This window comes from Pseudomonas sp. B8(2017), assembly GCF_002113575.1.
Classification (GTDB): domain Bacteria; phylum Pseudomonadota; class Gammaproteobacteria; order Pseudomonadales; family Pseudomonadaceae; genus Aquipseudomonas; species Aquipseudomonas putida_Z.
This window is the reverse complement of the sequence record NZ_NEIO01000021.1, coordinates 67306-93121: the sequence shown is the minus strand read 5'-3', so window position 1 is coordinate 93121 and position 25816 is coordinate 67306. Positions and strand designations below refer to the sequence as shown.

Annotated in this window: 24 protein-coding genes and 1 tRNA gene; 14 read left to right on the top strand and 11 right to left on the bottom strand. The window is 64.1% G+C overall.

The window, feature by feature from the left end; genetic code table 11:
* Position 1: 1 nt before the first annotated feature.
* The 5 genes from lepA to rpoE all read right to left on the bottom strand — a co-directional run bounded on the left by lepA (position 2) and on the right by rpoE (position 5784).
* On the bottom strand, positions 2 to 1801 hold the full coding sequence (lepA, locus tag CAG22_RS23085; protein ID WP_063913174.1) for a translation elongation factor 4: 1800 nt from the start codon (positions 1799 to 1801) through the stop codon (positions 2 to 4).
* A gap of 181 nt (positions 1802 to 1982) precedes the next feature.
* The gene (locus CAG22_RS23080; RefSeq protein WP_371257967.1) at positions 1983 to 3383 is read right to left on the bottom strand and encodes a DegQ family serine endoprotease; all 1401 of its coding nucleotides are present in this window, start codon (positions 3381 to 3383) and stop codon (positions 1983 to 1985) included.
* Between the two features lie 222 nt (positions 3384 to 3605).
* Complete coding sequence (locus tag CAG22_RS23075) at positions 3606 to 4568, bottom strand: MucB/RseB C-terminal domain-containing protein (protein WP_085706251.1); 963 nt, start codon at positions 4566 to 4568, stop codon at positions 3606 to 3608.
* Between the two features lie 12 nt (positions 4569 to 4580).
* The gene (locus CAG22_RS23070) at positions 4581 to 5171 is read right to left on the bottom strand and encodes a sigma-E factor negative regulatory protein (RefSeq protein WP_013973999.1); all 591 of its coding nucleotides are present in this window, start codon (positions 5169 to 5171) and stop codon (positions 4581 to 4583) included.
* A gap of 31 nt (positions 5172 to 5202) precedes the next feature.
* On the bottom strand, positions 5203 to 5784 hold the full coding sequence (rpoE, locus tag CAG22_RS23065) for an RNA polymerase sigma factor RpoE (RefSeq protein WP_003252049.1): 582 nt from the start codon (positions 5782 to 5784) through the stop codon (positions 5203 to 5205).
* Between the two features lie 434 nt (positions 5785 to 6218).
* Between rpoE and nadB the strand changes: the two genes are divergently transcribed.
* Complete coding sequence (gene nadB / locus CAG22_RS23060; protein WP_085590276.1) at positions 6219 to 7823, top strand: L-aspartate oxidase; 1605 nt, start codon at positions 6219 to 6221, stop codon at positions 7821 to 7823.
* A 118-nt stretch (positions 7824 to 7941) separates the two neighbouring features.
* Here nadB and CAG22_RS23055 read toward each other — a convergent pair whose 3' ends face one another.
* Both CAG22_RS23055 and CAG22_RS23050 read right to left on the bottom strand, forming a co-directional pair.
* Positions 7942 to 8400 carry a protein YgfX gene (locus CAG22_RS23055; protein ID WP_085590278.1) on the bottom strand — a complete coding sequence of 153 codons (459 nt, stop codon included), beginning with the start codon at positions 8398 to 8400 and terminating at the stop codon, positions 7942 to 7944.
* Positions 8384 to 8638, bottom strand: coding sequence for a succinate dehydrogenase assembly factor 2 (locus CAG22_RS23050; protein ID WP_003252043.1), 255 nt, complete (start codon positions 8636 to 8638; stop codon positions 8384 to 8386). Before CAG22_RS23050 ends, CAG22_RS23055 begins: the two co-directional genes overlap by 17 nt.
* Before the next feature lie 133 nt (positions 8639 to 8771).
* On the opposite strand from CAG22_RS23050, the gene CAG22_RS23045 reads away from it, so the two are divergent.
* Entirely contained in the window at positions 8772 to 9713 is a 942-nt protein-coding gene (locus tag CAG22_RS23045; RefSeq protein ID WP_085590280.1) for a folate-binding protein YgfZ, read from the top strand.
* 55 nt (positions 9714 to 9768) lie between these two features.
* The gene (locus CAG22_RS23040; RefSeq protein ID WP_025340431.1) at positions 9769 to 10575 is read left to right on the top strand and encodes an HDOD domain-containing protein; all 807 of its coding nucleotides are present in this window, start codon (positions 9769 to 9771) and stop codon (positions 10573 to 10575) included.
* Between the two features lie 310 nt (positions 10576 to 10885).
* Here CAG22_RS23040 and CAG22_RS23035 read toward each other — a convergent pair whose 3' ends face one another.
* Together CAG22_RS23035 and CAG22_RS23030 are read right to left on the bottom strand one after the other, a co-directional pair.
* Positions 10886 to 12265: a sensor histidine kinase gene (locus tag CAG22_RS23035; protein ID WP_025340432.1), complete on the bottom strand. Its 1380-nt coding sequence runs from the start codon at positions 12263 to 12265 to the stop codon at positions 10886 to 10888.
* Positions 12258 to 12929 (bottom strand): response regulator, encoded by a 672-nt coding sequence (locus tag CAG22_RS23030; protein ID WP_025340433.1) that lies wholly within the window; start codon positions 12927 to 12929, stop codon positions 12258 to 12260. Before CAG22_RS23030 ends, CAG22_RS23035 begins: the two co-directional genes overlap by 8 nt.
* A 199-nt stretch (positions 12930 to 13128) precedes the next feature.
* Between CAG22_RS23030 and CAG22_RS23025 the strand changes: the two genes are divergently transcribed.
* The 5 genes from CAG22_RS23025 (at position 13129) to CAG22_RS23005 (ending at position 18584) form a co-directional block, all read left to right on the top strand.
* Positions 13129 to 14418 (top strand): OprD family porin, encoded by a 1290-nt coding sequence (locus CAG22_RS23025; RefSeq protein ID WP_025340434.1) that lies wholly within the window; start codon positions 13129 to 13131, stop codon positions 14416 to 14418.
* Between the two features lie 46 nt (positions 14419 to 14464).
* Positions 14465 to 15445 carry a tripartite tricarboxylate transporter substrate binding protein gene (locus CAG22_RS23020; protein ID WP_025340435.1) on the top strand — a complete coding sequence of 327 codons (981 nt, stop codon included), beginning with the start codon at positions 14465 to 14467 and terminating at the stop codon, positions 15443 to 15445.
* 138 nt (positions 15446 to 15583) lie between these two features.
* Positions 15584 to 16042 carry a tripartite tricarboxylate transporter TctB family protein gene (locus CAG22_RS23015; RefSeq protein WP_085590285.1) on the top strand — a complete coding sequence of 153 codons (459 nt, stop codon included), beginning with the start codon at positions 15584 to 15586 and terminating at the stop codon, positions 16040 to 16042.
* 3 nt (positions 16043 to 16045) lie between these two features.
* A complete protein-coding gene (locus CAG22_RS23010) occupies positions 16046 to 17560 on the top strand; it encodes a tripartite tricarboxylate transporter permease (RefSeq protein WP_025340437.1) in 1515 nt (504 codons plus the stop codon).
* Positions 17553 to 18584 (top strand): AbrB family transcriptional regulator, encoded by a 1032-nt coding sequence (locus CAG22_RS23005; protein ID WP_085590287.1) that lies wholly within the window; start codon positions 17553 to 17555, stop codon positions 18582 to 18584. The genes CAG22_RS23010 and CAG22_RS23005 overlap by 8 nt, the downstream gene beginning before the upstream one ends.
* A gap of 120 nt (positions 18585 to 18704) precedes the next feature.
* Here CAG22_RS23005 and ung read toward each other — a convergent pair whose 3' ends face one another.
* A complete protein-coding gene (ung, locus tag CAG22_RS23000) occupies positions 18705 to 19397 on the bottom strand; it encodes a uracil-DNA glycosylase (protein ID WP_085590289.1) in 693 nt (230 codons plus the stop codon).
* 126 nt (positions 19398 to 19523) lie between these two features.
* Here ung and CAG22_RS22995 point away from each other — a divergent pair, with 126 nt between their 5' ends.
* Complete coding sequence (locus CAG22_RS22995) at positions 19524 to 20630, top strand: enoyl-CoA hydratase/isomerase family protein (protein ID WP_025340440.1); 1107 nt, start codon at positions 19524 to 19526, stop codon at positions 20628 to 20630.
* 130 nt (positions 20631 to 20760) lie between these two features.
* On the opposite strand, the gene CAG22_RS22990 is transcribed toward CAG22_RS22995, so the two are convergent.
* A complete protein-coding gene (locus CAG22_RS22990) occupies positions 20761 to 21213 on the bottom strand; it encodes a hypothetical protein (protein WP_085692285.1) in 453 nt (150 codons plus the stop codon).
* 143 nt (positions 21214 to 21356) lie between these two features.
* Between CAG22_RS22990 and CAG22_RS22985 the strand changes: the two genes are divergently transcribed.
* The 5 genes from CAG22_RS22985 to CAG22_RS22965 all read left to right on the top strand — a co-directional run bounded on the left by CAG22_RS22985 (position 21357) and on the right by CAG22_RS22965 (position 25663).
* On the top strand, positions 21357 to 21569 hold the full coding sequence (locus CAG22_RS22985; protein WP_085692286.1) for a cysteine-rich CWC family protein: 213 nt from the start codon (positions 21357 to 21359) through the stop codon (positions 21567 to 21569).
* Between the two features lie 9 nt (positions 21570 to 21578).
* Entirely contained in the window at positions 21579 to 22271 is a 693-nt protein-coding gene (locus tag CAG22_RS22980; RefSeq protein WP_015271612.1) for a pseudouridine synthase, read from the top strand.
* 448 nt (positions 22272 to 22719) lie between these two features.
* Positions 22720 to 23607, top strand: a complete 888-nt coding sequence (gene phaG / locus CAG22_RS22975; RefSeq protein ID WP_085692287.1) for a (R)-3-hydroxydecanoyl-ACP:CoA transacylase — start codon at positions 22720 to 22722, stop codon at positions 23605 to 23607.
* A 111-nt stretch (positions 23608 to 23718) separates the two neighbouring features.
* A tRNA-Gly gene (locus CAG22_RS22970) sits at positions 23719 to 23792 on the top strand.
* A gap of 164 nt (positions 23793 to 23956) precedes the next feature.
* Entirely contained in the window at positions 23957 to 25663 is a 1707-nt protein-coding gene (locus tag CAG22_RS22965) for a SulP family inorganic anion transporter (protein ID WP_075046185.1), read from the top strand.
* Positions 25664 to 25816: the final 153 nt, after the last annotated feature.

The window sequence follows — 25816 nt, the reverse complement described above, 5'->3', positions numbered from 1 at the left end:
CCTAGCTATCCAACCTGAGCACGGCGAGGAAGGCTTCCTGTGGAATCTCCACGTTACCCACCTGTTTCATGCGTTTCTTACCGGCCTTCTGCTTCTCCAGCAGCTTCTTCTTACGGCTGACGTCACCGCCGTAGCACTTGGCCAGTACGTTCTTTCTGAGCGCCTTGACGGTTGTCCGCGCGATGATCTGGCCGCCGATAGCTGCCTGGATCGCCACGTCGAACATCTGCCGAGGGATCAGTTCCTTCATCTTCTCGGTCAACGCACGGCCTTTGTAGGCCGCGTTGTCGCGGTGCACGATCAATGCCAGGGCATCGACCTTGTCGCCGTTGATCAGTACATCCAGCTTGACCAGGTTGGCCGACTGGTAGCGATCGAAATGATAGTCCAGCGAAGCATAGCCGCGGCTGGTGGACTTGAGGCGGTCGAAGAAGTCCAGCACCACTTCGTTCATCGGCAGGTCGTAGCGCACCTGCACCTGGCTGCCGAGGAACTGCATGTCGCGCTGCACGCCACGCTTCTCGATGCACAGGGTGATGACGTTGCCCAGGTGCTCCTGCGGCACCAGGATGGTGGCGGTGACGATCGGCTCGCGGAAGTCGGCGACCGCCGAGACGTCTGGCAGCTTCGACGGGTTGTCGACGGTGATGGTCTCGCCGGTTTTCAGCTCCAGCTCGTAGATCACGCTTGGCGCCGTGGTGATCAGGTCCAGGTCGTATTCGCGCTCCAGGCGCTCCTGGATGATCTCCATGTGCAGCATGCCGAGGAAGCCGCAACGGAAGCCGAAGCCCAGGGCGTCGGAGCTTTCCGGCATGTATTGCAGCGACGAGTCGTTCAGGGTCAGCTTCTGCAGCGCATCGCGGAAGTCCTCGAAGTCGTCGGAGCTGACCGGGAACAGGCCGGCGTAGACCTGCGGCTGGATCTTCTTGAAGCCTGGCAGCACCTCGACCTCAGGGGTGGTGGACAGGGTCAGGGTATCACCGACCGGGGCACCGTGGATGTCCTTGATGCTGGCGATGATGAAGCCCACTTCGCCGGCCTTCAGGTCGGCGGTCTGGGTGTGTTTCGGGGTGAACACGCCCACGCTGTCGACCAGGTGCACCTTGCCGGTGGACTTGACCAGGATCTTGTCGCCTTTCTTGACGCGGCCGTGGCGCACGCGCACCAACGAGACCACGCCCAGGTAGTTGTCGAACCAGGAGTCGATGATCAGCGCCTGCAGCGGCGCCTCGATATCGCCTTCCGGCGCGGGGATGGTCTGCACCAGGCGCTCGAGCACCTCGTCCACGCCCATGCCGCTCTTGGCACTGCAGGCCACGGCGTCGGTGGCGTCGATGCCGATGATCTTCTCGATCTCGTCCTTGACGCGATCCGGATCGGCCTGGGGCAGGTCCATCTTGTTCAGTACCGGCATGACCTCAAGGCCCTGCTCGATGGCGGTGTAGCAGTTGGCTACGGACTGGGCCTCGACGCCCTGGCCGGCATCCACCACCAGCAGCGCGCCTTCACAGGCCGCCAGCGAACGCGAGACTTCGTAGGTGAAGTCGACGTGGCCGGGGGTATCGATGAAGTTCAGCTGGTAGACCTTGCCGTCCTGCGCCTTGTAGTTGAGCGTGACGCTGTGGGCCTTGATGGTGATACCGCGCTCACGCTCCAGGTCCATGGAATCGAGCACCTGGGCTTCCATCTCGCGTGCCGACAGGCCACCGCACATCTGGATGAAACGGTCGGCCAGCGTCGACTTGCCATGGTCGATGTGGGCGATGATGGAGAAATTGCGGATATGACTCAAATCACTCACGGGTCAACACTCGAAAAGGCTGCGAGCCGGACGCCCGCCGAAAAATAGCCGGGAATTGTACCTTAAGCTGCCGGGATATGGGAGATTCCTCTATCGGGCTGTACACAGCATTCACCCCTGCAATTGTGAACTTTCATGAAAAAGGGCAGCCGAAGCTGCCCTTTTCTCCTTGCCAAGCCGCTTATTCAGCCAGCTTGAAGGTAATGAAGCTGGCACGGCCCTGACGCAGCACGCGCATCGACACCGAACGGTTCTTCGGCAGTTCCTTGGCGATTTCGGTGAATTCCTTGGCCGAACCGATGGCCTGGTTGTTCAGGTGGCTGATCACGTCACCCGGGCGCAGGCCGATCATCGCGGCCGGGCCATCCTGGACTTCCTTGATGACCACGCCGCCCTTGAGCTCCAGGGCTTTCTTCTGCTCGGCGGTCAGGTCGGCCACCGAGACGCCCAGGCGGTTGCTGCTGCGCTCGGCGCTGCCTTCGGCGCCGGTACCGATGTCGGCATCGTCGTCCGGCAGTGCGCCAACGCTGATGTCGAGGTTCTGGCGCTTGCCGTTGCGGATGATCTCCAGCTTGGCCTTTTCGCCGTCCTTGAGGCTGCCGACCAGGTGCGGCAGGTCGGCCGACATGACGATCGGCTGGCCGTTCATGCTCAGGATCACGTCACCCACCTGCAGGCCGCCCTTGGCTGCCGGGCCGTTTTCCAGCACCTGGGCCACCAGGGCACCGGCCGGCTTGTCCAGGCCGAACGACTCAGCCAGGTCCTTGTTGACCTCCTGGATCACCACGCCCAGCCAGCCGCGGCTGACCTTGCCGTCTTTCTTCAGCTGGTTGGAGACATCGATCGCCACATCGATCGGGATGGCGAACGACAGGCCCATGAAACCGCCGGAACGGGTGAAGATCTGCGAGTTGATACCCACCACTTCGCCGTTCATGTTGAACAGCGGGCCGCCGGAGTTGCCCGGGTTGATGGCTACGTCCGTCTGGATGAACGGTACGTAGGTGTCGTTGGGCAAGGTACGGCCCTTGGCGCTGACGATACCTTTGGTCACCGAATGGTCGAAGCCGAACGGCGAACCGATGGCCAGTACCCACTCGCCCACCTTGAGCTTCTCGGAATCACCCAGCTTGACGGTCGGCAGGTTCTTGCCCTCGACCTTGAGCAAGGCCACGTCGGTGCGCGGGTCGGTGCCGACCAGCTTGGCCTGCAGCTCGCTGCGGTCCGACAGGCGGACGATGATCTCGTCGGCATCAGCTACCACGTGGTTGTTGGTCAGCACGTAGCCATCGCTGGAAATGATGAAGCCCGAACCCAGCGACTGGGCCTCGCGCTGGCGGTCGCCACGCGGCGAGCGCGGCTGCTGCGGCATGTTGCGCTCGAAGAACTCGCGGAACATCGGCGGCAGGCCTTCCAGGTCGGGCATCTGCCCGGCGGCCATGCGGCGGTCCGGCAGCTTCTGCTTGGTACTGATGTTGACCACGGCTGGCGAGGCCTGCTCGACCAGGGTAGTGAAGTCCGGCAGGGCTTCCTCGGCCTGGGCGCTGAGCACCTGGCCGAGCATCAGCACGGCGGCGAACATCGATAGGTAGGTTTTCAAGCGTGGTATTGACATACGGCTCCCGTCACAACGAGCGGTAGTTTAGAAAGGCCCCTGCACAAAGCAGGAAAGGCCAGGCTCCAAGAAGCCTGACCTATAGAAAATTTGCCGATGGATTGCAAATGACAATGCTTTAATTTCATTTCAGAGGCATGTCCGCACGCCTTGGCATGGCCCGCACGCCAGGCCCGCAAATGCGCGCCATCACTGGCGCGCCTGGCCATCCTGGGGGCGCATCGACAGCGCCACACGCTCTGCGGTACCCAGCGGAATCTCGCCGACCACTGTGACCATCACCTTGCCCTTGGGCGTGTTCAGCCGACGCGAGACCGCCGAAGTCGGGCCAAGCTGGGTGCGCATGTCGGTCCCGCCCTCATCCTTTACCGACTCGAGGAACACCGAGAAGCGCGCCAGGCCATCGTCGTACATCAGGCTGCTGACCGTGCTGTCATTCTTGGGGTCGCGGCGTACCGAGCTGTTGACCAGTTCGAAGCCAGGCGGCAGCCAGTCCGAACGCCAGCCGGCGACCGTGTCATTGGCGGCAGCGGCCACATGCTGCACCGGCTTGCACGCAGCGCTGGCGCGCAGGTCGTCGTCGCTAGGTGCTTCGGTATCGAGACGGGTCATCTGGAAGCGCTCCAGCAACTGCCCCTTGTCGTTGACCATCAACGAGCGCAGCGGCAGGCCGGTAGCACGGTCCAGGTGCAATTCGAAGGCGTAACGGTGCTGGTCGCGCGGGGTGAGCGTCACGATCACGGCATCGCGCCCGGCGACCCGTGACTTGCCCGCCACGCTCAAGTCATACCAGCCCATCAGTTTCAGCGGATCAAGCACACGCTGCGAGGTGTCCGGGGGCGTTGTCACACCACTGGCCAAGGCCCCGCTGACGCACTCTACCTTGCCATCCACGCGCACGATCTCCTGGGCGGCGCCATCGAGCTGCAACAGCCGCTCGCTGACCTTGCCGTCGTCGACCCTGTGCCAGATCTCGTGGGAAGAGAAGCTGCCATTGCGTTCGTAGACAAAAGAGCCTTGGTAGCTCTGCTTTTGCTCGGCCTGTGCCAGCTTGCTAAGCCACTCGCTCGCCTCGGGCGAGGAATTGGCCGCCAATGCTGGCACCGTCATGCAGCTGCCAATCAGCAGCGACAGGAGAGGTAGCGCGCGCATGATCCTCCTTACTTAACGGTTTTCCAGGCTGGCGGCGCGGGCATACGGCAATGCGGTTTCAGTGCCCTTGAGCGCAGATTCCTGGGCATGCTGGCGCAGGTAGCCTGGCAGACGCTGGTCCCAGCCGGCCTGGTTCTGCAGCACGCCGTTGGCCATCGGCCCGGTCGGTTGCTCACTGCTCTCACTATAGCCTGCCAAAACGGCCGGGCCTTGTGCTTGTGGCACACTCAGGCCTTGCTGGGCAGGTTGCTGGGCAGCAAGCTCGGCGCCAGTGATCTCGTCCTGGTTGTACATGCGCACACCGGCCAGCACCGCTACGGTGACCGAGGCAGCTACCGCCAGGCGGCCAATGCTGCGCCATGGCCCTTTCTTGGCCTTGGCCGGCACGGCTTCGTCAGCCAGCGCTGCAGACACCGCCGAGGCGATATCCAGGTTGGGCAGCAGCAGCTCCTTGTGCATGGCTGCGCGGGCAACCTGGTAACGCGACCAGGTGGCACGGGTTTCAGCATCGTCTACGGCGTTCAACACACGACGCAGTTCAAGCTCGTCCGCTTCGTTATCCATCACCGCGGACAGCGATTCCTGCAAAGCTTCACGACTCATGGCGGTTCCTCTCTTGGCTGTCGCCGCTGTCTCAGGTTTCCTGCAGCAAAGGTTGCAGGGCTTTGTCTATGGCCTCCCGAGCGCGGAAGATTCGAGAGCGCACGGTACCCACCGGACATTGCATGACACTGGCAATGTCTTCGTAACTCAGCCCGTCGAACTCGCGCAGGGTCAGTGCCGTGCGCAAGTCTTCAGGCAGTTGCTGGATGGTGCGATGGACAGTGCCTTCGATTTCATCCCGCAACAACGAGCGTTCTGGGGACTCGAGATCCTTGAGACCATGATCGCCGTCGTAAAACTCCGCATCCTCGGAGCTCACATCACTGTCTGGCGGCCGTCTTCCACGGGACACCAGGTAGTTCTTCGCCGTGTTGATGGCGATGCGGTACAGCCACGTATAGAACGCACTGTCTCCGCGGAAGTTGCCAAGCGCACGGTAGGCCTTGATGAAGGCTTCCTGTGCTACATCCTGGGCCTCGTGGGTATCGTGAACGAACCGCACGATCAACCCGAGAATCTTGTGCTGATACTTCAGCACCAACAGATCGAAAGCTCGCCTGTCACCGCGCTGAACGCGCTCGACAAGCTGCTGATCCTCTTCCTGGGTTAGCATGAACACTCCTCAGTGAACTCGAAGGAGCGTTGCAACAGCCATCGTTCAGGCTTGCAACCATAGACTCGGGCTTTGCGCAAAAGTTCTCCCCTCCAAGCAAGTTTCCTGCAGCCCTTGGTCGGGTTGCACGGAAGACGCGGCACGGTCACGGCCGGCTACGTCGATAATCAGGTTTCGAGTACGCAGGGACAGCCCGGACAGGCCTGCCGCCCTGCGTCGCCGCGGCAAGTTGTGGCGCGTGGGCAGCCTTCATAGGATTTCCGGCCATGTCGGAAAGTTCCCACAAAGGTTGTCGCGACCAGGCAAGTGGCATGGAAATTGGCCACCAGGGGCTGCTATAAAGGCAACCCGGCCAGCTTTAACGATAGTTTCACAATGCCATCGGCGCGTGACTATTGTGCCGCGCCCCTTCCAAAGAATACTAGTGTCCCGACATGAGCCAACAATTCCAACATGATGTCCTGGTGATCGGCAGCGGTGCCGCCGGTCTCAGCCTGGCACTGAACCTCCCCAGCCACCTGCGAGTCGCCGTGCTCAGCAAGGGCGACCTGGCCAACGGCTCGACCTTCTGGGCCCAGGGCGGTGTCGCGGCAGTGCTGGACAATACCGATACCGTGCAGTCGCATGTCGAGGACACCCTCAATGCCGGCGGCGGCCTGTGCCATGAAGAAGCTGTGCGCTTTACCGTCGAGCACAGCCGCGAAGCCATCGAGTGGCTGATCGAGCAAGGCGTGCCCTTTACCCGCGACGAGCACTACAGCGTCGACGACGGTGGCTTCGAGTTCCACCTGACCCGCGAAGGCGGCCATAGCCACCGGCGCATCATCCATGCCGCCGACGCCACCGGCGCAGCCATCTTCACCACGCTGCTGGAGCAGGCCCGCCTACGCCCGAACATCCAGCTGCTGGAGCAGCGCGTGGCGGTCGACCTGATTACCGAACGTCGCCTCGGCCTGCCCGGCGAGCGCTGCCTGGGTGCCTATGTGCTCGACCGCAACACCGGCGAGGTGGACACCTTCGGTGCGCGCTTCACCGTGCTGGCCACTGGCGGCGCGGCCAAGGTCTACCTGTATACCAGCAACCCCGATGGTGCCTGCGGCGACGGCATCGCCATGGCCTGGCGGGCCGGTTGCCGGGTGGCGAACCTGGAGTTCAACCAGTTCCACCCGACTTGCCTGTACCACCCGCAGGCCAAGAGTTTCCTGGTTACCGAAGCCCTGCGCGGCGAAGGCGCCCTGCTGCGCCTGCCCAATGGCGAGCGTTTCATGCCACGCTTCGACCCCCGCGAAGAACTGGCCCCGCGCGACATCGTGGCCCGCGCCATCGACCACGAAATGAAGCGCCTGGGTGTGGACTGCGTGTACCTGGACATCACCCACAAGCCGGCCGACTTCATCAAGAGCCACTTCCCCACCGTGTACGAGCGCTGCCTGGCCTTCGGTATCGACATCACCCGTCAGCCGATCCCGGTAGTACCTGCGGCGCACTACACCTGCGGCGGAGTGATGGTCGACGACCGCGGCCATACCGACGTGCCGGGCCTGTATGCCATAGGTGAAACCAGCTTCACCGGCCTGCACGGCGCCAACCGCATGGCCAGCAACTCGCTGCTGGAGTGCTTCGTCTATGGCCGTGCCGCCGCGGCCGACATCCAGGCGCACCTGGATGAAGTGGTCATGCCCAAGGCCCTGCCCGGCTGGGACGCCAGCCAGGTCACCGACTCGGACGAGGACGTGATCATTGCGCACAACTGGGACGAACTGCGGCGCTTCATGTGGGACTACGTCGGCATCGTGCGTACCAGCAAGCGCCTGCAGCGAGCGCAGCACCGCATTCGCCTGCTGCTGGACGAAATCGACGAGTTCTACAGCAACTACAAGGTCAGCCGCGACCTGATCGAATTGCGCAACCTGGCGCAGGTGGCCGAGTTGATGATCCTGTCGGCCATGCAGCGCAAGGAAAGCCGCGGACTGCATTACACCCTGGATTACCCGGGGATGCTGGACGAGGCCAAGGACACCATTCTCAGCCCGATCTGAAATCGGCGTCGCGGCCTTCGCGGGCGCGCCCGCTCCCACAGGAATCCCACTGCCTTGCAGGCTTGCGCAGTACCTGTGGGAGCGGGCAGGCCCGCGAAGACGCCAACTCGGTATGGTTTTATGCCCGGCTCACCCCTGCCCACCTGCGCCGGCTGAATTTCAACCGCACCCGCAAGCGCCTGTGCTCATCAGCCCCCAGCGCATCCCGTGGCACGCATTGGCTCTCCCCCAACCAGCGCCCCTCCCGCACAAAGCGCAACACCACCAGCGCCGGCAACGCCACGCTGTCCCGGCACAAGCGCACCGGCTGCCAGCCACGGGCACGGCTGAACACCTGCCAGCCGCGCACATCACGTCGCAGGCCAACAACGGCATGCTCATGCGTCAGCAGAATACGTCGGGGAATGGCCCAGCCAGCGTGGGCCATACAGGCGGCGACAACAGCAAGGGCCGACCACCCGGGCAGCGGGCTCGCCCATACGGCGAACCACGCCAGTACCTGGCACCCCAGGTAGGCCGCCAGCAGCAGGCGCGAGCCTTGCCAGCGGCACTCGAAGCACTCACTTGGGCTGGACACGGTCCAGGATGATGCGAACCATGCGCTGCAGCTCCGGGTCTTCGGACTCGGTGCGCTCCATGAACCAGCCGAACATGTCCTGATCCTCGCAGCTCAACAGACGCACGTAGAGTTCGCGGTCGGTTTCGTTGAGCGTGGGGTAGACTTCCTGGGTGAAAGGCACCAACAGTACGTCCAGTTCCAGCATGCCGCGGCGGCTGTGCCAGAAAAGCCGGTTGAGTTCAGTTTGTTCGACCATGGGGCCCTCCTCGAATGGCCCGCCAGTATACAGCCAGGCGAGCGAAGCGACACCGGGCGTTGGTCTAGTCACCTACCTATTTTGTTACCGGCGTTCTATGATGGCCGCCAGTCTTTAGCCACCGCGATGACCCATGGCCGATTCCGCTTTCTTCTGCCCCCTGTCCCACGAGGGCATCCTCGCCGTCCGCGGCTCCGATGCAGGCAAGTTCCTGCAAGGCCAGCTGACCTGCAACATCAACTACCTCAGCCCGGAACACGCCAGCCTCGGCGCCCGCTGCATGGTCAAGGGGCGCATGCAGTCGAGTTTCCGCATCCTGCCCGAAGGCAACGGCTACCTGCTGGCCATGGCCAGCGAGCTGCTCGACGCCCAGCTGGCCGACCTCAAGAAGTACGCCGTGTTCTCGAAGGCGACGCTGACCGATGAAAGCGCTGCCTGGGCACGCTTCGGCCTGCAAGGCGGCGATGCGGCGCTGCAGGCCCTGGGGCTCGATGTGCCTGCGGCAGCTGGCAGCACCGTGCGCCACGACGGGTTGATCGCCATTGCCGTGTCCGCTGGCCGCGTGGAGCTGTGGATACCGGCAGACAAAGCCGACAGCGTTCGCCAGGCGCTGGCCGCCGCACTGCCCGAAGGTAGCCTCGACAACTGGCTACTGGGGCAGATTCGCGCCGGGATCGGCCAGGTAATGGGGCCGACCCGCGAGCTGTTCATCCCGCAGATGATCAACCTGCAGGCCGTCGACGGCGTCAGCTTCAAGAAGGGCTGCTACACCGGTCAGGAAATCGTTGCCCGCATGCAGTACCTGGGCAAGCTCAAGCGCCGCCAGTACCGCCTGGCACTGGACCAGCAGGCCATTCCAGCCCCGGGTGCCGAGATCTTCTCGCCCACCCATGGTTCGTCGGTCGGTGAAGTGGTCATTGCTGCCAGCAATGGCACGGGCTGCGAACTGCTCGCCGTGCTCAGCGCCGAAGCGGTGGAAGACGACAACCTGCACCTGGGCAGCCTGGAAGGCCCACGCCTGCAGGTGCTGACCCTGCCCTACGAACTGGACCGCGACCGGGAAATCCAGCGTTGACCAGCCTGCCCCGCCTACGTGGCGGGGCCGCACCACCACTGCGGTAGACACGCCCATGAACAAGCTGGCCGAGATGGTTCAAGCACAGTTGCTCGATGCCATCGAAAAGGATGACCTGGTCCTGCCGACCCTGCCCGAGGTTGCCTTGAGCATCCGCGAGGCGGCGGAAGACAGCGAGATCAGCGTGGCGGCCCTGAGCAAGGTGATCGGTCGCGATGCGGCCCTTTCAGCGCGCCTGATCAAGGTCGTCAACAGCCCGCTGCTGCGCGCGGCGGTCGAGGTCACCGACCTGCACACCGCCATCACGCGGCTGGGCATCAACTACAGCTGCAACCTGGCCATTGGCCTGGTGATCGAGCAGATTTTCCACGCCCGGGCGCCGGCAGTGGAACAGAAGTTACGTGATATCTGGGCCAACAGCCTGGATGTGGCGGGCATCAGCTACGAAATCTGCCGCCGCTATACACAACTCAAGCCCGACCAGGCTACCCTCGGCGGGCTGGTCAACCAGATTGGCGCACTACCGGTGCTGATCTATGCCGAAGAGCACAACGAACTGCTGTCCGACCCGGTGTGCCTGCATTATGTGATCGAGCAGATCCAGCCGGTGCTGGGCGACAAGATCCTCAAGGCCTGGGAGTTTCCGGAGCAACTGGTCAACCTGCCGAGCCAAGTGCAGGACCTGGACCGGCAGACTGACAAGATCGACTACATCGACATCGTGCAGATCGCCCGCTGCATCAGCCAGCGCGGGCGCCACCGGCCGCTGGCAGCACTACCGGCATACCGCCACCTGGGCCTGCCGTACGGCACCGAGCTTGAAGTAGGTGAACTGATCGAGGCGCGGAGCATGTTGCGCTGACCGGTGTCAGCCTGTTCGGCCCTATCGCCGGCAAGCCAGCTCCCACAAGTTGCCCGCTGTTCTTGAGGGCAGTTAAACCTGTGGCAGCATATCTTGTGCTGCCTGTACTGGCCTCATCGCCGGCAAGCCAGCTCCCACAAGTTGCCCGCTGTTCTCGAGGGCAGTTAAACCTGTGGCAGCACTATCTGTGCTGCCTGTACTGGCCTCATCGCCGGCAAGCCAGCTCCCACAGGGATAGCACATGACTTGAGGTCAATGCAGTCGAGGTGGGAGCTGGCTTGCCGGCGATAGGGCCGGTACAGGCAACACATCAATCCGCGATAAAACTCACCCGCACCCGCAACCCGCCCTTCGCACCGTCATGCAGGCTCACCTGTGCCAGGTGCGCCCGGCAGATCTCGCCGACAATCGCCAAGCCAAGCCCACTGCCCTGCGCACTGCGCCGGTAGAAGCGCTCGAATACCCGCTCACGCTCAGCCTCGGGAATCCCCGGCCCGTCGTCCTCCACCTCAAGCACCGCCGGCGCCAGCACCCGCAAGATCACGTTGCCGCCAGCCGGCGTATGCGCCAAGGCATTGTCCACCAGGTTGCTCAACAGCTCGTTGAGCAGCGTCGGCTCCCCCTTCAGCCACACCGGCGCCTCGGCCTCCAGGGCCAGCGCCACCCCGCGCTTGTGCGCCAGCGGTGCCATGGCCATGCCCAGCTCACGAGCCAACTGGCTCAGGTCCAGGCGCTGCGCCCCGCCTTCGGCAATCGCCCGCGCACCGTTCTCGACCCGCGCCAGCGACAGCAGCTGGTTGGCCAGGTGGGTCAGGCGGTCAGTGCCCTGGGCCGCGGATTCCAGTGTCTGCCGCCACTCCTGCGGCTCGGCCGAACGCAGGCCCAGCTCGACACGTGCCTTCAGCGCGGCCAGTGGCGTGCGCAACTCGTGGGCGGCGTCGGCGATGAACTGCGCCTGGCGCTCGAACTGGCCACGCAAACGCTCGGTGAAATGGTTCAAAGCCCGCACCAGTGGGCCCAGCTCACGCTGCACCTGCACCACCGGCAAGGCCCGCAGGTCGTCCGGCTGGCGCTCTTCCACCGCCGTGCGCAGGCGCTCCAGCGGCCGCAACGCGGCACTCACGGCAAACCACACCATCACCAGCGCGCCCAGCGCCAGCATCCCCAGGCGCAGCAGGGTATCGGCCATCAGGCCACGGGCCATGCGCACCCGCGCTTCCTCGGTCTCGGCCACACGGATTTCCGCCATGCCGTTCATATTCGGCTCGCTCACCGGCTTCAGCAGGCTGACCACCCGCACGTCCTGGCCCAGGTAGGTGGCGTTGTAGAACCGCGCCAGCGCCGGGTAATCGTCGGTACGCGGCGTGCCCGGCGGCGGCGCTGGCAGGTTCTCGTAACCGGAAATCAGCCGCTGCTGGATGTCCAGCACCTGGTAGTAGATGCGCCCGGCACTGTCGTAGGCGAAGGTGTCCAGGGCCACGTAGGGCACATCTGCGCTCAGCGAGCCGTCACGCTGGGACAGGCCTGCGGCAATGGTCCGCGCCGAGGCCAGCAGGGTCCGGTCGTAGGCGGTGTCGGCGGCCTCGCGGCCATTCCAATAAGCGCTCAGGCCACTCGCCAGCATCAGCACCACCAGCAGCAAGGCCAGGTTGCCGAGCAAGCGCCCGCGCAGGCTACCGTTGTCACGCATCGCGGTGCTCGAGCAGGTAGCCCAGGCCACGGAAGGTGACGATGGCCACCGGGTGGCCGTCGAGCTTCTTGCGCAGGCGGTGGATGTAGATTTCGATGGCGTCGGGGCTGGCCTCTTCGTCCAGGCCGAACACCTGGGCGGCCAGTTGCTCCTTGCTCATCACCCGGCCCGGTCGGGCGATCAGCGCTTCCAGTACGCTCTGTTCGCGCGAGGTCAGGGTCAGGTTTTCCCCACCCAGGGCAAAGCGCCGGGTGTCCAGGTCGTACACCAGCGGCCCGCAGCGTTGCTGGCGCTCGCCACCGAGCACGCTGCGCCGCAGCAGGGCCTTGACCCGTGCTTCCAGTTCGGTCAGCTCGAACGGCTTGGCCAGGTAGTCGTCGGCGCCCAGGTTCAGGCCGTGGACCCGGTCCTTGACGTCGCTGCGCGCGGTCAGCATCAGCACCGGCAGGGTCTTGCCACGGCCGCGCAGGCGCGCCAGCACCTCGAAGCCGTCCATGCGCGGCAAGCCGACATCCAGCACGGCCACGGCGTATTCCTCGCTGGCCAGGGCCAGGTCGGCGGCCACGCCGTCATGCAGCACATCCACGGTCAGGCCATGGCTTTTCAAGGCCTGGGCCACGCTTTCGGCCAGTTGCAGGTGGTCTTCGACCAGCAGCACACGCATCGGATTCTCCCTGCTCGGGTGGGACGGTGGCGCGGAGTGTACCGCTGTCGGCAGGCCTGTGAAGCCCTGTCGACAAACCTTTCACGCTGAAAGGTTAGCGAAAGGTTGGTTACCTAGCATCGCACCACGGTCGCCCTTCGCGCCGAAAAAAGCACCAGCAAGGTGCAACGAATAAGAACAATAAACGGAGCCATCAGTGATGCTGTCATCGCAGCCGCAGGCGTTCGCGCCTACCCGTTCCTTTGCCGCACGCCCCTCCGCCATCGCCAGCGCCCTTGCGCTTGCCGGTGTCGCCCCGATGAGCCAGGCCGCCTTCTTCGAAGACAGCACGGCCACCTTCGAAACCCGCAACATGTACTTCAACCGCGACTTCCGCGACGGCACCAGTGCGCAGCAATCCAAGCGCGACGAGTGGGCCCAGGGCTTCATGCTCAACTTCGAGTCTGGCTACACCGATGGCACCGTGGGCTTCGGCCTGGATGCGCTGGGCATGCTCGGCATCAAGCTCGACTCCAGCCCCGACCGCACCGACACCGGCCTGCTGCCGACCCACGATGACGGCAAGGCCGCCGACGAGTACTCCAAGCTCGGCCTGACCGGCAAGGTGAAGGTGTCGCAGACCGAACTGAAGATCGGCACGCTGATCCCCGAACTGCCGACCCTGCAGCCCAACGATGGGCGCATCCTGCCGCAAACCTTCGAAGGCGGCCTGCTCACCTCGAAGGAGGTCAAGGGCCTGACCTTCACCGGCGGCCGACTGGACAAGGCCAAGGACCGCAACGACACCAACTGGGAAGACCTGGCCCTGAACAACAAGAACGGCCGCTTCGGTGGCTCGTTCAGCGCCGACAACCTAGACCTGGCCGGCCTCGACTACCAGTTCACCGATCGCATCACCGGCAGCTACCACTTTGCCCAGCTCGACGATATCTACCGCCAGCACTTCATCGGCATGGTCGCCACCCAGCCATGGGGCCCGGGCACCTTCGGCGCCGACCTGCGCCTGGCGGTGAGTGACGACGCCGGCGCCGCCAAGGCCGGCAACATCGACAACACCACCGTCAACGGCATGCTCAGCTACGCCCTGGGCGGGCACAAGGTCAGCGCCGCCTGGCAGCAGCTGTCCGGCGACAGCGCCTTCCCGTACGTCGATGGTGCCGACCCGTACCTGGTCAACTTCGTCCAGATCAACGACTTCGCCGGCGCCGACGAGCGCTCCTGGCAGGCGCGCTACGACTACAACTTCGCCGCACTCGGCGTGCCCGGCCTGACCTTCATGACCCGCTATATCAGCGGCGACAACGTCAGCCGCGCGGCCGGTGGCGAGGGCAAGGAGTGGGAGCGCAACACCGAACTGAAGTACGTGGTACAAAGCGGCCCGTTGAAGAACGTCGCCGTGCGCCTGCGCAACGCCACCTTCCGCTCCAACTTCGCCCGCGACGCGGACGAGGTGCGGCTGCTGGTGAGCTACAGCGTGGCGCTGTGGTAACCCCATAGCGATAACTTGATAACAACAACGCTCACGGAGATAGACGATGACCTTTTCACTGCGCCGCCTCGTCCTTGCTACCGGCTGCCTGCTGCTGGCCGGCAACGCCCTTGCTGCCGAACCGAAACGCCCCGAATGCATTGCCCCCGCCTCGCCCGGCGGCGGCTTCGACCTGACCTGCAAACTGGTGCAGAGCGCCCTGGTGCAGGAAAAGATCCTCACCAAGCCGATGCGCGTCACCTACATGCCCGGCGGTGTCGGCGCGGTGGCCTACAACGCCGTGGTCGCCCAGCGCCCGGCCGATGCCGGCACCCTGGTGGCCTGGTCCAGCGGCTCGCTGCTGAACCTGGCCCAGGGCAAGTTCGGCCGCTTTGACGAAAACGCGGTGAAATGGCTGGCCGCCGTCGGCACCAGCTACGGCGCCATCGCAGTGAAAAGCGACTCGCCCTACAAGACCCTCGACGACCTGGTCGCGGCGCTGAAGAAAGACCCGAGCAAGGTGGTGATCGGCTCCGGCGGTACGGTCGGCAGCCAGGACTGGATGCAGACCGCCCTAATCGCCAAGGCCGCCGGCATCAACCCGCGTGACCTGCGCTACGTGGCCCTGGAAGGCGGCGGCGAAATCGCCACGGCGTTGCTGGGCGGGCATATCCAGGTAGGCTCGACCGACATCTCCGACTCCATGCCGCACATTCAGAGCGGCAACATGCGCATCCTCGCGGTGTTCTCGGAAAACCGCCTGGACGAGCCCGAGATGAAAGACATCCCCACCGCCAAGGAGCAGGGCTACGACATCGTCTGGCCGGTGGTACGCGGTTTCTACCTGGGGCCAAAGGTGAGCGACGAGGACTACGCCTGGTGGAAACAGTCATTCGACAAGATGCTGGCCTCGGAAGACTTCGCCAAGCTGCGTGACCAGCGCGAACTGTTCCCCTTCGCCATGACCGGTGCAGAGCTGGACGGCTATGTGAAGAAGCAAGTGGCTGACTACAAGGCACTGGCCAGGGAGTTTGGCCTGATCCAGTAAGCCACCCACGATCTTTCACTGATCCCTGTGGGAGCGGGCGTGCCCGCGAAGAAGACACCGCGGTGCCTGGCACCGGCGTTGCCGGTGTTCGCGGGCACGCCCGCTCCCACAGAGTCCGTGCTCAATGAGGACTCTCTGATGATCCTGCAACGCATCTTCGCCCTGGCCCTGCTGGCGGTGTGCGCCGCCCTGGCCGTGATGGCCTGGCCTTACCAGGCGGCGTTTTCCTATGAACCGGTGGGCCCGCGCGCCTACCCGCTGTTGATGCTCGGCCTGCTTTGCCTGGGCCTGCTGTACCTGGTGTTCCGCCCCACGCCCATCGTGCGCAAGGACGACGAACCAGAGCTGGACCGCGAAACCCTGATCAAGATCACCGCCTGCGTCGGCCTGCTGATCGTTTTCGCCAGCACCTTCGAAGCCTTGGGCTTCATCCTAAGCGCCATCCTGGTTGGCGTGCCCATGGCCCGCCTGTACGGCGGCCGCTGGCTGCACAGCGCCATCGTGGTGGTGGGCATGAGCCTGTTCCTCTACTGGCTGTTCGACCGCGTGATGGACGTGCCCCTGCCCCTTGGCCTGCTGAGCGTACTGGAGAACTGACACATGGATACCTTGAGCTACCTGGGCCAGGGCTTCGGCGTCGCCCTGTCCCCCTACAACCTGGTCACCGCCCTCTCCGGCACGCTGATCGGCACCGTGGTCGGCCTGCTGCCGGGCCTGGGCCCGATCAACGGCGTGGCCTTGCTGATCCCCATCGCCTTCGCCCTCGGCCTGCCGCCGGAGTCGGCGCTGATCCTGCTGGCGGCGGTGTACCTGGGCTGCGAGTACGGGGGGCGCATAAGTTCGATCCTGCTGAACATCCCCGGCGAAGCCTCGACCGTGATGACCACCCTCGATGGCTACCCGATGGCCCGCAATGGCCTGGCTGGCGTAGCGCTGTCGCTGTCGGCCTGGAGTTCGTTCATCGGTGCGCTGATCGCCACCTGCGGCATGGTGCTGTTCGCCCCGCTGCTGGCGAAATGGGCAATCGCCTTCGGCCCGGCGGAGTACTTCGTGCTGATGGTGTTCGCCATCGTCGCCCTCGGTGGCATGGCCGGCGACAAGCCGCTGAAAACCTTCATTGCCGCACTGATCGGCCTGTTCCTGTCGGCAGTCGGCATCGACGCCAACAGTGGCGTGTACCGCTTCACCGGCGACAGCGTGCATCTGGCCGACGGCATCCAGTTCGTGGTGCTAGTGCTGGGCCTGTTCTCCATCAGCGAAATCCTCCTGCTGCTGGAAAAGACCCACCATGGCCACCAGGCAGTCAAGGCCACCGGGCGCATGCTGTTCAACTTCAAGGAAGCGGCCTCGGTGTTCGTGGTCAACATCCGCTGCGGCCTGCTGGGTTTCATCATGGGTGTGCTGCCTGGCGCCGGTGCGACACTGGCCAGCGCCGTGGCCTACATGACCGAAAAACGCCTGGCAGGTGACAAGGGCAAGTTCGGCAAGGGCGACGCCCGCGGCCTGGCCGCCCCGGAAACCGCCATCGGCGCCTCCTGCTGTGGCGCACTGGTACCGATGCTGACCCTGGGCGTACCCGGCTCGGGCACCACCGCGGTGATGATCGGTGCGCTGACCTTGTACAACATCACCCCGGGCCCACTGCTGTTCGAACAGCAGCCAGACATCGTCTGGGGCCTGATCGCCTCGCTGTTCATCGCCAACATCATGCTGGTGATCCTCAACATCCCGATGATCCGCATCTTCACCCGCATCCTCGCCGTGCCGAACTGGGCGCTGGTGCCGGTGATCGCCATCATCACGGGGATCGGGGTGTACGCCGTGCATGCCACCACCTTCGACCTGTTCCTGATGGTCGGCATCGGCATCATGGGCTATATCCTGCGCAAGCTGGACTTCCCGCTTTCGCCGATCCTGCTCGGCTTCATCCTCGGCGGGCTGATGGAACAGAACCTGCGTCGGGCGCTGTCGATCTCCAACGGCGAACTGGGCATCCTCTGGTCGAGCCCGATCAGCATGTCGGTATGGGTACTGACCATTTGCATGCTGACCCTGCCGCTGCTGCGCATCTGGCGCAAACGCAGCCAGCAGCGCCGGGCGATGGCCGATGCCTGATCGCTCGTTGCCGTTGTTTGTCGCGACCGGGCTGGTCGGCCTCGCTGGCGGTTTTGCCGCCAGCAAGGTCGGCTGGCCTTTGCCGTGGATGGTCGGCTCGTTGCTGGCGATCATCCTGGTGCGCTGCCTGACACCCTGGCAGCTGCCGGAAATCCCCAATGGTCGCAAATGCGGGCAGTGGATCATCGGCATCGGTATCGGCCTGCACTTCACCCCGGCGGTGATCGAGCAGGTGGCCAGCCATTTCGCGCTGATCTTTTTCGGCGCGCTGTTCACCACCCTGTCCAGCGTGATCAGCGTATGGCTGTTGCGGCGCACCGGTGAAGACCGTGCCACGGCGTTCTTCGCCAGCATGCCGGGCGGTTCGGGGGAGATGGTCAACCTTGGCGCGCGCAACGGCGCGGTGCTCAGCCAGGTAGCGGCGGCGCAGAGCCTGCGCGTGCTGGCGGTGGTACTGTGCGTGCCGGCGCTGTTCAAGTTCCTGCTGGGTGACGGAGTACCGCTGAATCACACCGGAAGTGTGAGCTGGGGCTGGCTGGCGCTGATTGCGCCGCTGGGCGTTGCCGTCGCCCTGCTCTGGCAGCGCTTGCGCCAGCCCAACCCGTGGCTGTTCGGGCCATTGCTGGTGGCAGCCACCGTGAGCCTGGCGGGCAACCTGCAGATAACCCTGCCCAATGGCGCCAGCCAGATCGGCCAGTGGTTGATCGGCAGTGGCCTGGCCTGCCACTTCAACCGCGCGTTCTTCCGCCGCGCACCGTCGTTCCTGGGGCGTACCCTGGTGGCCACGGCGTTGTGCATGGCGATTGCCGGCAGCGCCGCTTGGGTATTGAGCGTGATGACCGCGCTGGACCTGCGTTCGCTGACATTGGGGATGATGCCGGGCGGAATTGCCGAGATGAGCCTGACGGCAGAGACCCTGCAACTGTCGGTGCCGCTGGTGACGGCGCTGCAGGTGATGCGCTTGTTGTTCGTGCTGTTTCTGGCAGAGCCGTTGTTCCGGGTGTGGAACACCAACTCGGAATAATCGCGTCGCCTGCTTCGCGGGCTTGCCCGCTCCCACAGGTACTGCACCGCCCTCAAGGCAGGTGCTATCCCTGTGGGAGCGGGCAAGCCCGCGAAGCAGGCGACGCGTTCTTTCAGGTGATCAGAGCGGTGGCAATGCCCAGTTGATCGGCGCCAGCCCGCGCTGCTCGAGGAAACTGTTGGCCCGGCTGAAATGCCCGCACCCCAGGAACCCACGGTAAGCCGACAACGGCGATGGATGCACCGATTTCAGCACCAGGTGCTTGGTCCCGTCGATCAGCTTCTGCTTGCTTTGCGCATGCGAGCCCCACAGCAGGAACACCACGTTCGGGCACTGCTCGCTGACCACCTGGATGACCCGGTCGGTAAAGAACTCCCAGCCCTTCTTGGCATGCGACGCGGCATTGGCGCGCTCCACGGTCATGGTCGTGTTGAGCAACAGCACGCCCTGCTCGGCCCAGCTCTGCAGGTAGCCATGGTTGGCAATCGGGATGTTCAGGTCGCGCTGCAGCTCCTTGTAGATGTTGACCAGCGACGGTGGCGTGGCCACGCCCGGCTGCACCGAGAAGCACAGGCCATGCGCCTGGCCCGGCCCGTGGTACGGGTCCTGGCCGAGGATGACTACCTTCACCTGGTCCAGCGGCGTCGAGTTGAGCGCATTGAAGATCAACGGCCCTGGCGGGTAGATCTCTTTGCCGGCGGCGTACTCGCCGCGCAGGAACTCGCGCAGCTGATGCATGTAGGGCTGGTCGAATTCGGCGCGCAAGGCAGCCTTCCAGCTGGGTTCGAGTTTGATGCGATCGTCGTCAGTCATGGGGCCTTCCATAAACAATGGCGCGACACTAGGTAAGCCCTTCCCGCTTGTCAAACGATCCGACCGACGACCGGCATGTTCGGCCAGGCAAGCCATACTTGTCCGATGACTTGCGCGAGGTAGTCCATGACCATTCATTGCGAGGTACTCACCGGCGCCGATGGCGCCCGCATCGGCATCGCCACCCTGGATGCGCCCAAGGCGCTCAATGCCCTGAACCTGCCGATGATCGAGGTATTGGGTGAACAGTTGCACGCCTGGGCTCGCGACCCAGGGATCGTTTGCGTGCTGCTGCGCGGCAACGGTGCCAAGGCTTTCTGTGCCGGCGGTGATGTGCGTGCGCTGGTGCAAGCCTGCCGCGACCACCCCGGCAGCGTACCCCCGCTGGCCGCCACCTTCTTCGCCGCCGAATATCGCCTGGACTTTGCCCTGCACACCTATCCCAAGCCGCTGCTGTGCTGGGGGCACGGGCATGTGCTGGGCGGCGGCATGGGCCTGCTGCAGGGCGCCAATGTACGTATCGTCACCCCCAGCAGTCGGCTGGCCATGCCGGAAATCAGCATCGGCCTGTACCCGGACGTGGGCGCCAGCTGGTTCCTTGCCCGCCTGCCGGGCAAGCTGGGGTTGTTCCTCGGCCTGACAGGCGCGCCGATCAATGCTCATGACGCCTTGGACCTGGGCCTGGCCGACCGCTTTCTGGGTGAGTACCAGCAAGAGGCGCTGATCGAAGAACTGCTGCAACTGAACTGGCAGGAACAAACTGCCCTGCAACTGAACAGCCTTCTCAAGGCCGAACAGCACCGCGCCTGCGCCGAGTTGCCCGAGGCCCAGTGGCTGCCGCGACGACAGGTGATCGATCAGTTGCTCGATGTGGCCGACGCAGCCGCCGCCTGGCGTGCGCTGGAGGGGCTCAAGCACCACGACGACCCGCTGCTGGCAGATGCCGGCCAACGGTTGCATGAAGGTTGCCCGCTGACCGCACACCTGGTGTGGGAACAGATCCGCCGGGCACGGCACCTGTCGTTGGCGCAGGTGTTTCAGATGGAGTACAGCATGAGCCTGAACTGCTGCCGCCACCCGGAATTCAGCGAAGGCGTGCGTGCGCGCTTGCTGGACAAGGACAACCAGCCGCACTGGCACTGGCCCGATGTGGCGCAAGTGCCGGCGGCGGTGGTGGAGGCGCATTTTGCCAAGGTGTGGGAGGGGCGGCATCCGCTGGCGGATCTCGGGTAGCTTCGAGAAGTTGGGGCTGCCTTGCAGCCCATCGCGACACAAGGCCGCTCCTACAAACGGATCGCGGTCCCCTGTGGGAGCGGCCTTGCGTCGCGAAAGGGGCGCACCGCGCCCCCGATTTTCAATTCATCTACCGCTGCCAGTTCCCCCCTTGCCCGTGCCCACGCCGCCCGTCCCCGCGCCGGTCACCATCCCCCCGCCCGTTGGAGTGCCAACGGTCATGCTGCTGGTAGCGCTGGCTGCCACCGCGATAATCATGACGGTCCCGGTCGCGCCCATAGTCATACCGCTGGCGGTTGCCATAGTCATTGCGAGGGTTGCCATACCACTGCTTCATCCCCGGCTGTGGGTGAGACCGGTAGTGAGGCGCAGGCGCCGAGCGGTAGTAGTAACGCGGCGCCGGCTGGTAGTAATAGCGCTGTTGCGGCGTTACGTAATAGCGGTCATAGCGGTAATAATCCGGTGATACATAACGGTCGGAGTAGTAGTGGTCCGACCGGTAATAGCCCCCGCTCTCGTAGTACGGAACGCAGGCGGAAGTCATCAGCCCCAGCAGGGCGATCAACAGGATTCGATAGGACATGGCGGCCTCCTGGACCGCTGGAGTGCCCGAACAGCGGCGCTGGCGAGCATCGATGCGAAATGCGATCATCGACATTGAATAAGACAGTGCCGCCAAGGTGCAGTGCCATTTCTGCAACAATTTGATACAGGTGAGCGGCAGCCATGCCCGACAACCAGCACTGCCCCGCTTGTGGCGCCCTCAACCAGTGCAGCCTGGCCGACCCGCGCCGGGCCACCCAGGCCTGCTGGTGTTACAGCGTGACCATCGACCCTGCCGTGCTCGAGGCCCTGCCCCCCGAGCTGCGCGACAAAGCCTGCCTGTGCCCGCGCTGCGCCGCCGTCGAAGAACAACTTCGCTCCCCCGCTTCCGACTGACCGTTTGCCATGCGCCTCGACCGTTTCCTCGCCAACCTGCCCAGCCACAACCGCCAGCAAGTCCGCCTGATGCTCGCGCAACGCCGTGTGCGGGTGGATGGCCAGGTGGTCAGCGACCCGCTGGCCGAGGTGCGCGAGTTCAGCCGCGTGGAGCTGGACGACCAGCTGCTGCAGGCTGGCCGCCCGGCGCGCTACCTGATGCTGCACAAGCCCGCTGGCTGCGTCAGCGCCACCCAGGACCCGCAACACCGCACTGTGCTCGACCTGCTGCCAGCCGGTTTGCGTGAGGACCTGCACATTGCCGGGCGGCTGGACTTCAACACCACGGGCTTGATGATCCTGACCAACGATGGCCAATGGTCACGCCGGCTTACCCAGCCCGCGACCAAGCTGCCCAAGCACTACCTGGTGCAAACCGAGGACGAGATTGGCGAGCACTATGTGGCCAAGTTCCTCGAGGGCTTCTACTTCGCCTTCGAAGACCTCACCACCTTGCCCGCCCAGCTGGACATCCTTGGGCCGCGCCAGGCACGGCTGTCGATCGTCGAAGGACGCTATCACCAGGTGAAGCGCATGTTCGGCCATTTCGACAACAAGGTGGTGGGGTTGCATCGGGAGAGCATGGGGGCGATCCGGCTGGACCCGGGGTTGGCGCCAGGGGCGTTTCGTGAGCTGACGGCGGATGAAATAGCGACGGTCTAGGTTGGCTGTTCCGGCCTCTTCGCGGGCTCGCCCGCTCCCACAGGGATCACACCAGCCCGGAGACCTGTGGTGTACCTGTGGGAGCGGGCGAGCCCGCGAAGAGGCCGGAACAGACAGATCAGGGTCGTCATACGACCGCTCAGCGACAAAAGTCACATTTTCCCCCGAACGGCACTTGCGGGATCCCCGACCCACTGCTTGAATCCAAATCGTCAGTCTGCATGTGACTACCAAGTCACGCCCGCAGTCGAAGACACCTTTTGCCGGCCACCCAGGGCCTCGATGCCTTGGGGCACGGCAAATTGCCCACCAAAAACAATACCGTCGACGCACGTGCCAAGGATCGACACAGGGCCCCCCGGTTTCTCTTCAGGCAAATGCCTACCTGTCATAAAGAACGTGCACCCTAGGTGACGCGAATACCCTTTTTGCGCCAGGAGTCGATGACATGAGGCCAGAAATCGCTGTACTTGATATCCAAGGTCAGTATCGGGTTTACACGGAGTTCTATCGCGCGGATGCGGCCGAGAATACGATCATTTTGATCAATGGCTCGCTGGCCACCACGGCCTCGTTCGCCCAGACGGTACGTAACCTGCACCCGCAGTTCAACGTAGTACTGTTCGACCAGCCATACGCGGGCAAATCCAAGCCGCACAATCGCCAGGAACGCCTTATCAGCAAGGAGACCGAAGCGCATATCCTCCTCGAGCTGATCGAGCACTTCCAGGCAGACCACGTGATGTCGTTCTCGTGGGGTGGCGCAAGTACGCTGCTGGCGCTGGCGCACCAGCCGCGGGGTGTGAAGAAGGCTGTAGTGAGTTCTTTCTCGCCGGTGATCAACGAACCGATGCGCGACTACCTGGACCGTGGTTGCCAGTACCTGGCCGCCTGCGACCGCTATCAGGTCGGCAACCTGGTCAACGACACCATCGGCAAGCACCTGCCGTCACTGTTCAAGCGCTTCAACTACCGCCACGTCAGCAGCCTGGACAGCCACGAGTACGCGCAGATGCACTTCCACATCAACGAGGTGCTGCAACATGACCTGGAGCGGGCGCTGGATGGTGCACGCAATATCGACATCCCGGTGCTGTTCATCAACGGCGACCGCGACGAGTACACCACGGTCGAAGATGCGCGGCAGTTCAGCAAGCACGTGGGCCGCAGCCACTTCAGCGTGATCCGCGACGCAGGCCACTTCCTGGACATGGAAAACAAGACCGCTTGCGAGGACACCCGCAGCGTCATGCTGGGGTTCCTGAAGCCAACCATGCGTGAACCTCGTCACCGTTACCAGCCTGTAAAACAGGGGCAGCATGCATTGGCCATCTGAGCAGCTCGGCGTCCTGTGGATGAGACCCGCAAGCCAGGGGGCGCCGACAAGCTTTTTTATAACTTGGGCTTCTAATTCGTTGAGGGTTCTGGTAAAAAGTGCTGCGCAAACGCGGGTATAGTTTAGTGGCAAAACGAAAGCTTCCCAAGCTTTAGTTGAGGGTTCGATTCCCTCTACCCGCTCCACATCGCATTCCCGCATGGCGTTCCCGCAACGTCACCGCTGTCAAAAGGAGCCCAGGCTCCTTTTTTCGTTTCTCCGCCTCCCTTTGACCTGCCCCATGGCCATTTGCCTGCCGATCCGCTTCAATGCGTGGATGGATTCGTGAAGCATTTCGAAAGGACGACGCATGTTTCTCTCCCGCTGGCTACCGGGCCTTGCCAACCTGCTGCACTACCGCCGCGAGTGGTTCCACGCCGACCTGCAGGCCGGCCTCTCGGTGGCAGCGATCCAGATTCCCATAGCCATCGCCTACGCGCAGATCGTCGGCCTGCCGCCGCAGTACGGCCTGTACGCCTGTGTGCTGCCGATGATGGTCTACGCCCTGATCGGCAGCTCGCGCCAGCTGATGGTCGGCCCGGACGCCGCCACCTGCGCAATGATCGCCGGCGCCGTGGCGCCGTTGGCCATGGGCGAGCCGCACCGGATTGCCGAACTGTCGGTGATCGTCACCTTGCTGGTCGGGGTAATGCTGATCGCGGCCGGGGTGGCCCGGGCCGGGTTCATCGCCAGCTTCTTCTCGCGGCCGATCCTGATCGGCTATCTCAACGGTATCGGCCTGAGCCTGATCGCCGGGCAGTTGTCCAAGGTGGTGGGGTTCAAGATCGAGGGTGACGGCTTCATCCTCAGCCTGATCAACTTCTTCCAGCGCCTGGGCGAAATCCACTGGGTGACGCTGCTGATCGGCCTCGCCGCACTGGGCCTGCTGATCTGGCTGCCACGGCGCTACCCCCGCCTGCCCGCGGCGCTGACGGTAGTGGCGCTGTTCATGCTGCTGGTCGGCCTGTTCGGCCTCGACCGCTTCGGCGTTGCCATTCTCGGCCCGGTGCCTGCCGGCATCCCGCAGCTGGCCTGGCCACACAGTAACCTGGCAGAAATGAAAAGCCTGCTGCGCGACGCCCTGGGTATCGCCACCGTCAGCTTCTGCAGCGCCATGCTCACCGCACGCAGCTTTGCCGCCCGGCACGGCTACGCGATCAACGCCAACCACGAATTCGTCGCCCTGGGCGTAAGCAACCTGGCTGCCGGTGTTTCCCAGGGCTTTGCCATCAGCGGCGCAGACTCGCGCACGGCGGTCAACGACATGGTCGGTGGCAAGAGCCAGCTGGTGGGCATCATCGCCGCGCTGGTCATCGCCCTGATCCTGCTGTTCTTCACCGCGCCGATGGCGTGGATCCCGCAGGCCGCGCTGGGCGCCGTGCTGCTGATGGCCGGCTGGGGGCTTATAGACATCAAGTCGCTGGGGCACATTCGCCGCCTGAGCCGCTTCGAGTTCTGGCTGTGCCTGCTGACCACGGTCGGCGTTCTGAGCCTGGGTGTGCTGCCCGGTATCGTGTTTGCCGTGACCCTGGCAATCCTGCGCCTGCTGTACAGCATCTATCAGCCCACCGACGCGGTGCTGGGCTGGCTGCCGGGCACCGAAGGCCAGGTGGACATCCGCAAACACAAGGATGCCCGCACCGTGCCAGGCCTGGTGGTGTACCGCTTCGACGACGCGATCCTGTTCTTCAACGCCGACTACTTCAAGATGCGCCTGCTCGAGGCGGTGCAGAGCCAGGACCAGCCCAAGGCCGTGCTGTTCGATGCCGAAGCGGTAACCAGCATCGACGTCAGCGGTATCGCCGCCCTGCGCGAAGTGCGCGACACCCTGGCCGCCCAGGGCATCTTCTTCGCCATCGCCCGCGCCCGCGGCACCTTCCTGCGCATGCTGGTGCGCTCGGGGATGGCCCGCGAGATGGAAGACAAACTGCTGTTCGGCTCGGTGCGGGCGGGCATTCGCGCCTATCGGGTTTGGCGCAACAGGAGTCGTATTGTGAAGGTGACCGAACAAGGCTGATGGCGAGTTGATGCCACAAATTTGCCTCCTACAGAGGAAAGGACTACTCGGCATTCGGAAAGGGATGATGGGCTAGCGACAACCTTGTTCGCTAGCCTCGTTTTCCCGCTCTGAAAACACGGCCGGGCACTCCCTTATCTGTAGCGCTGGATA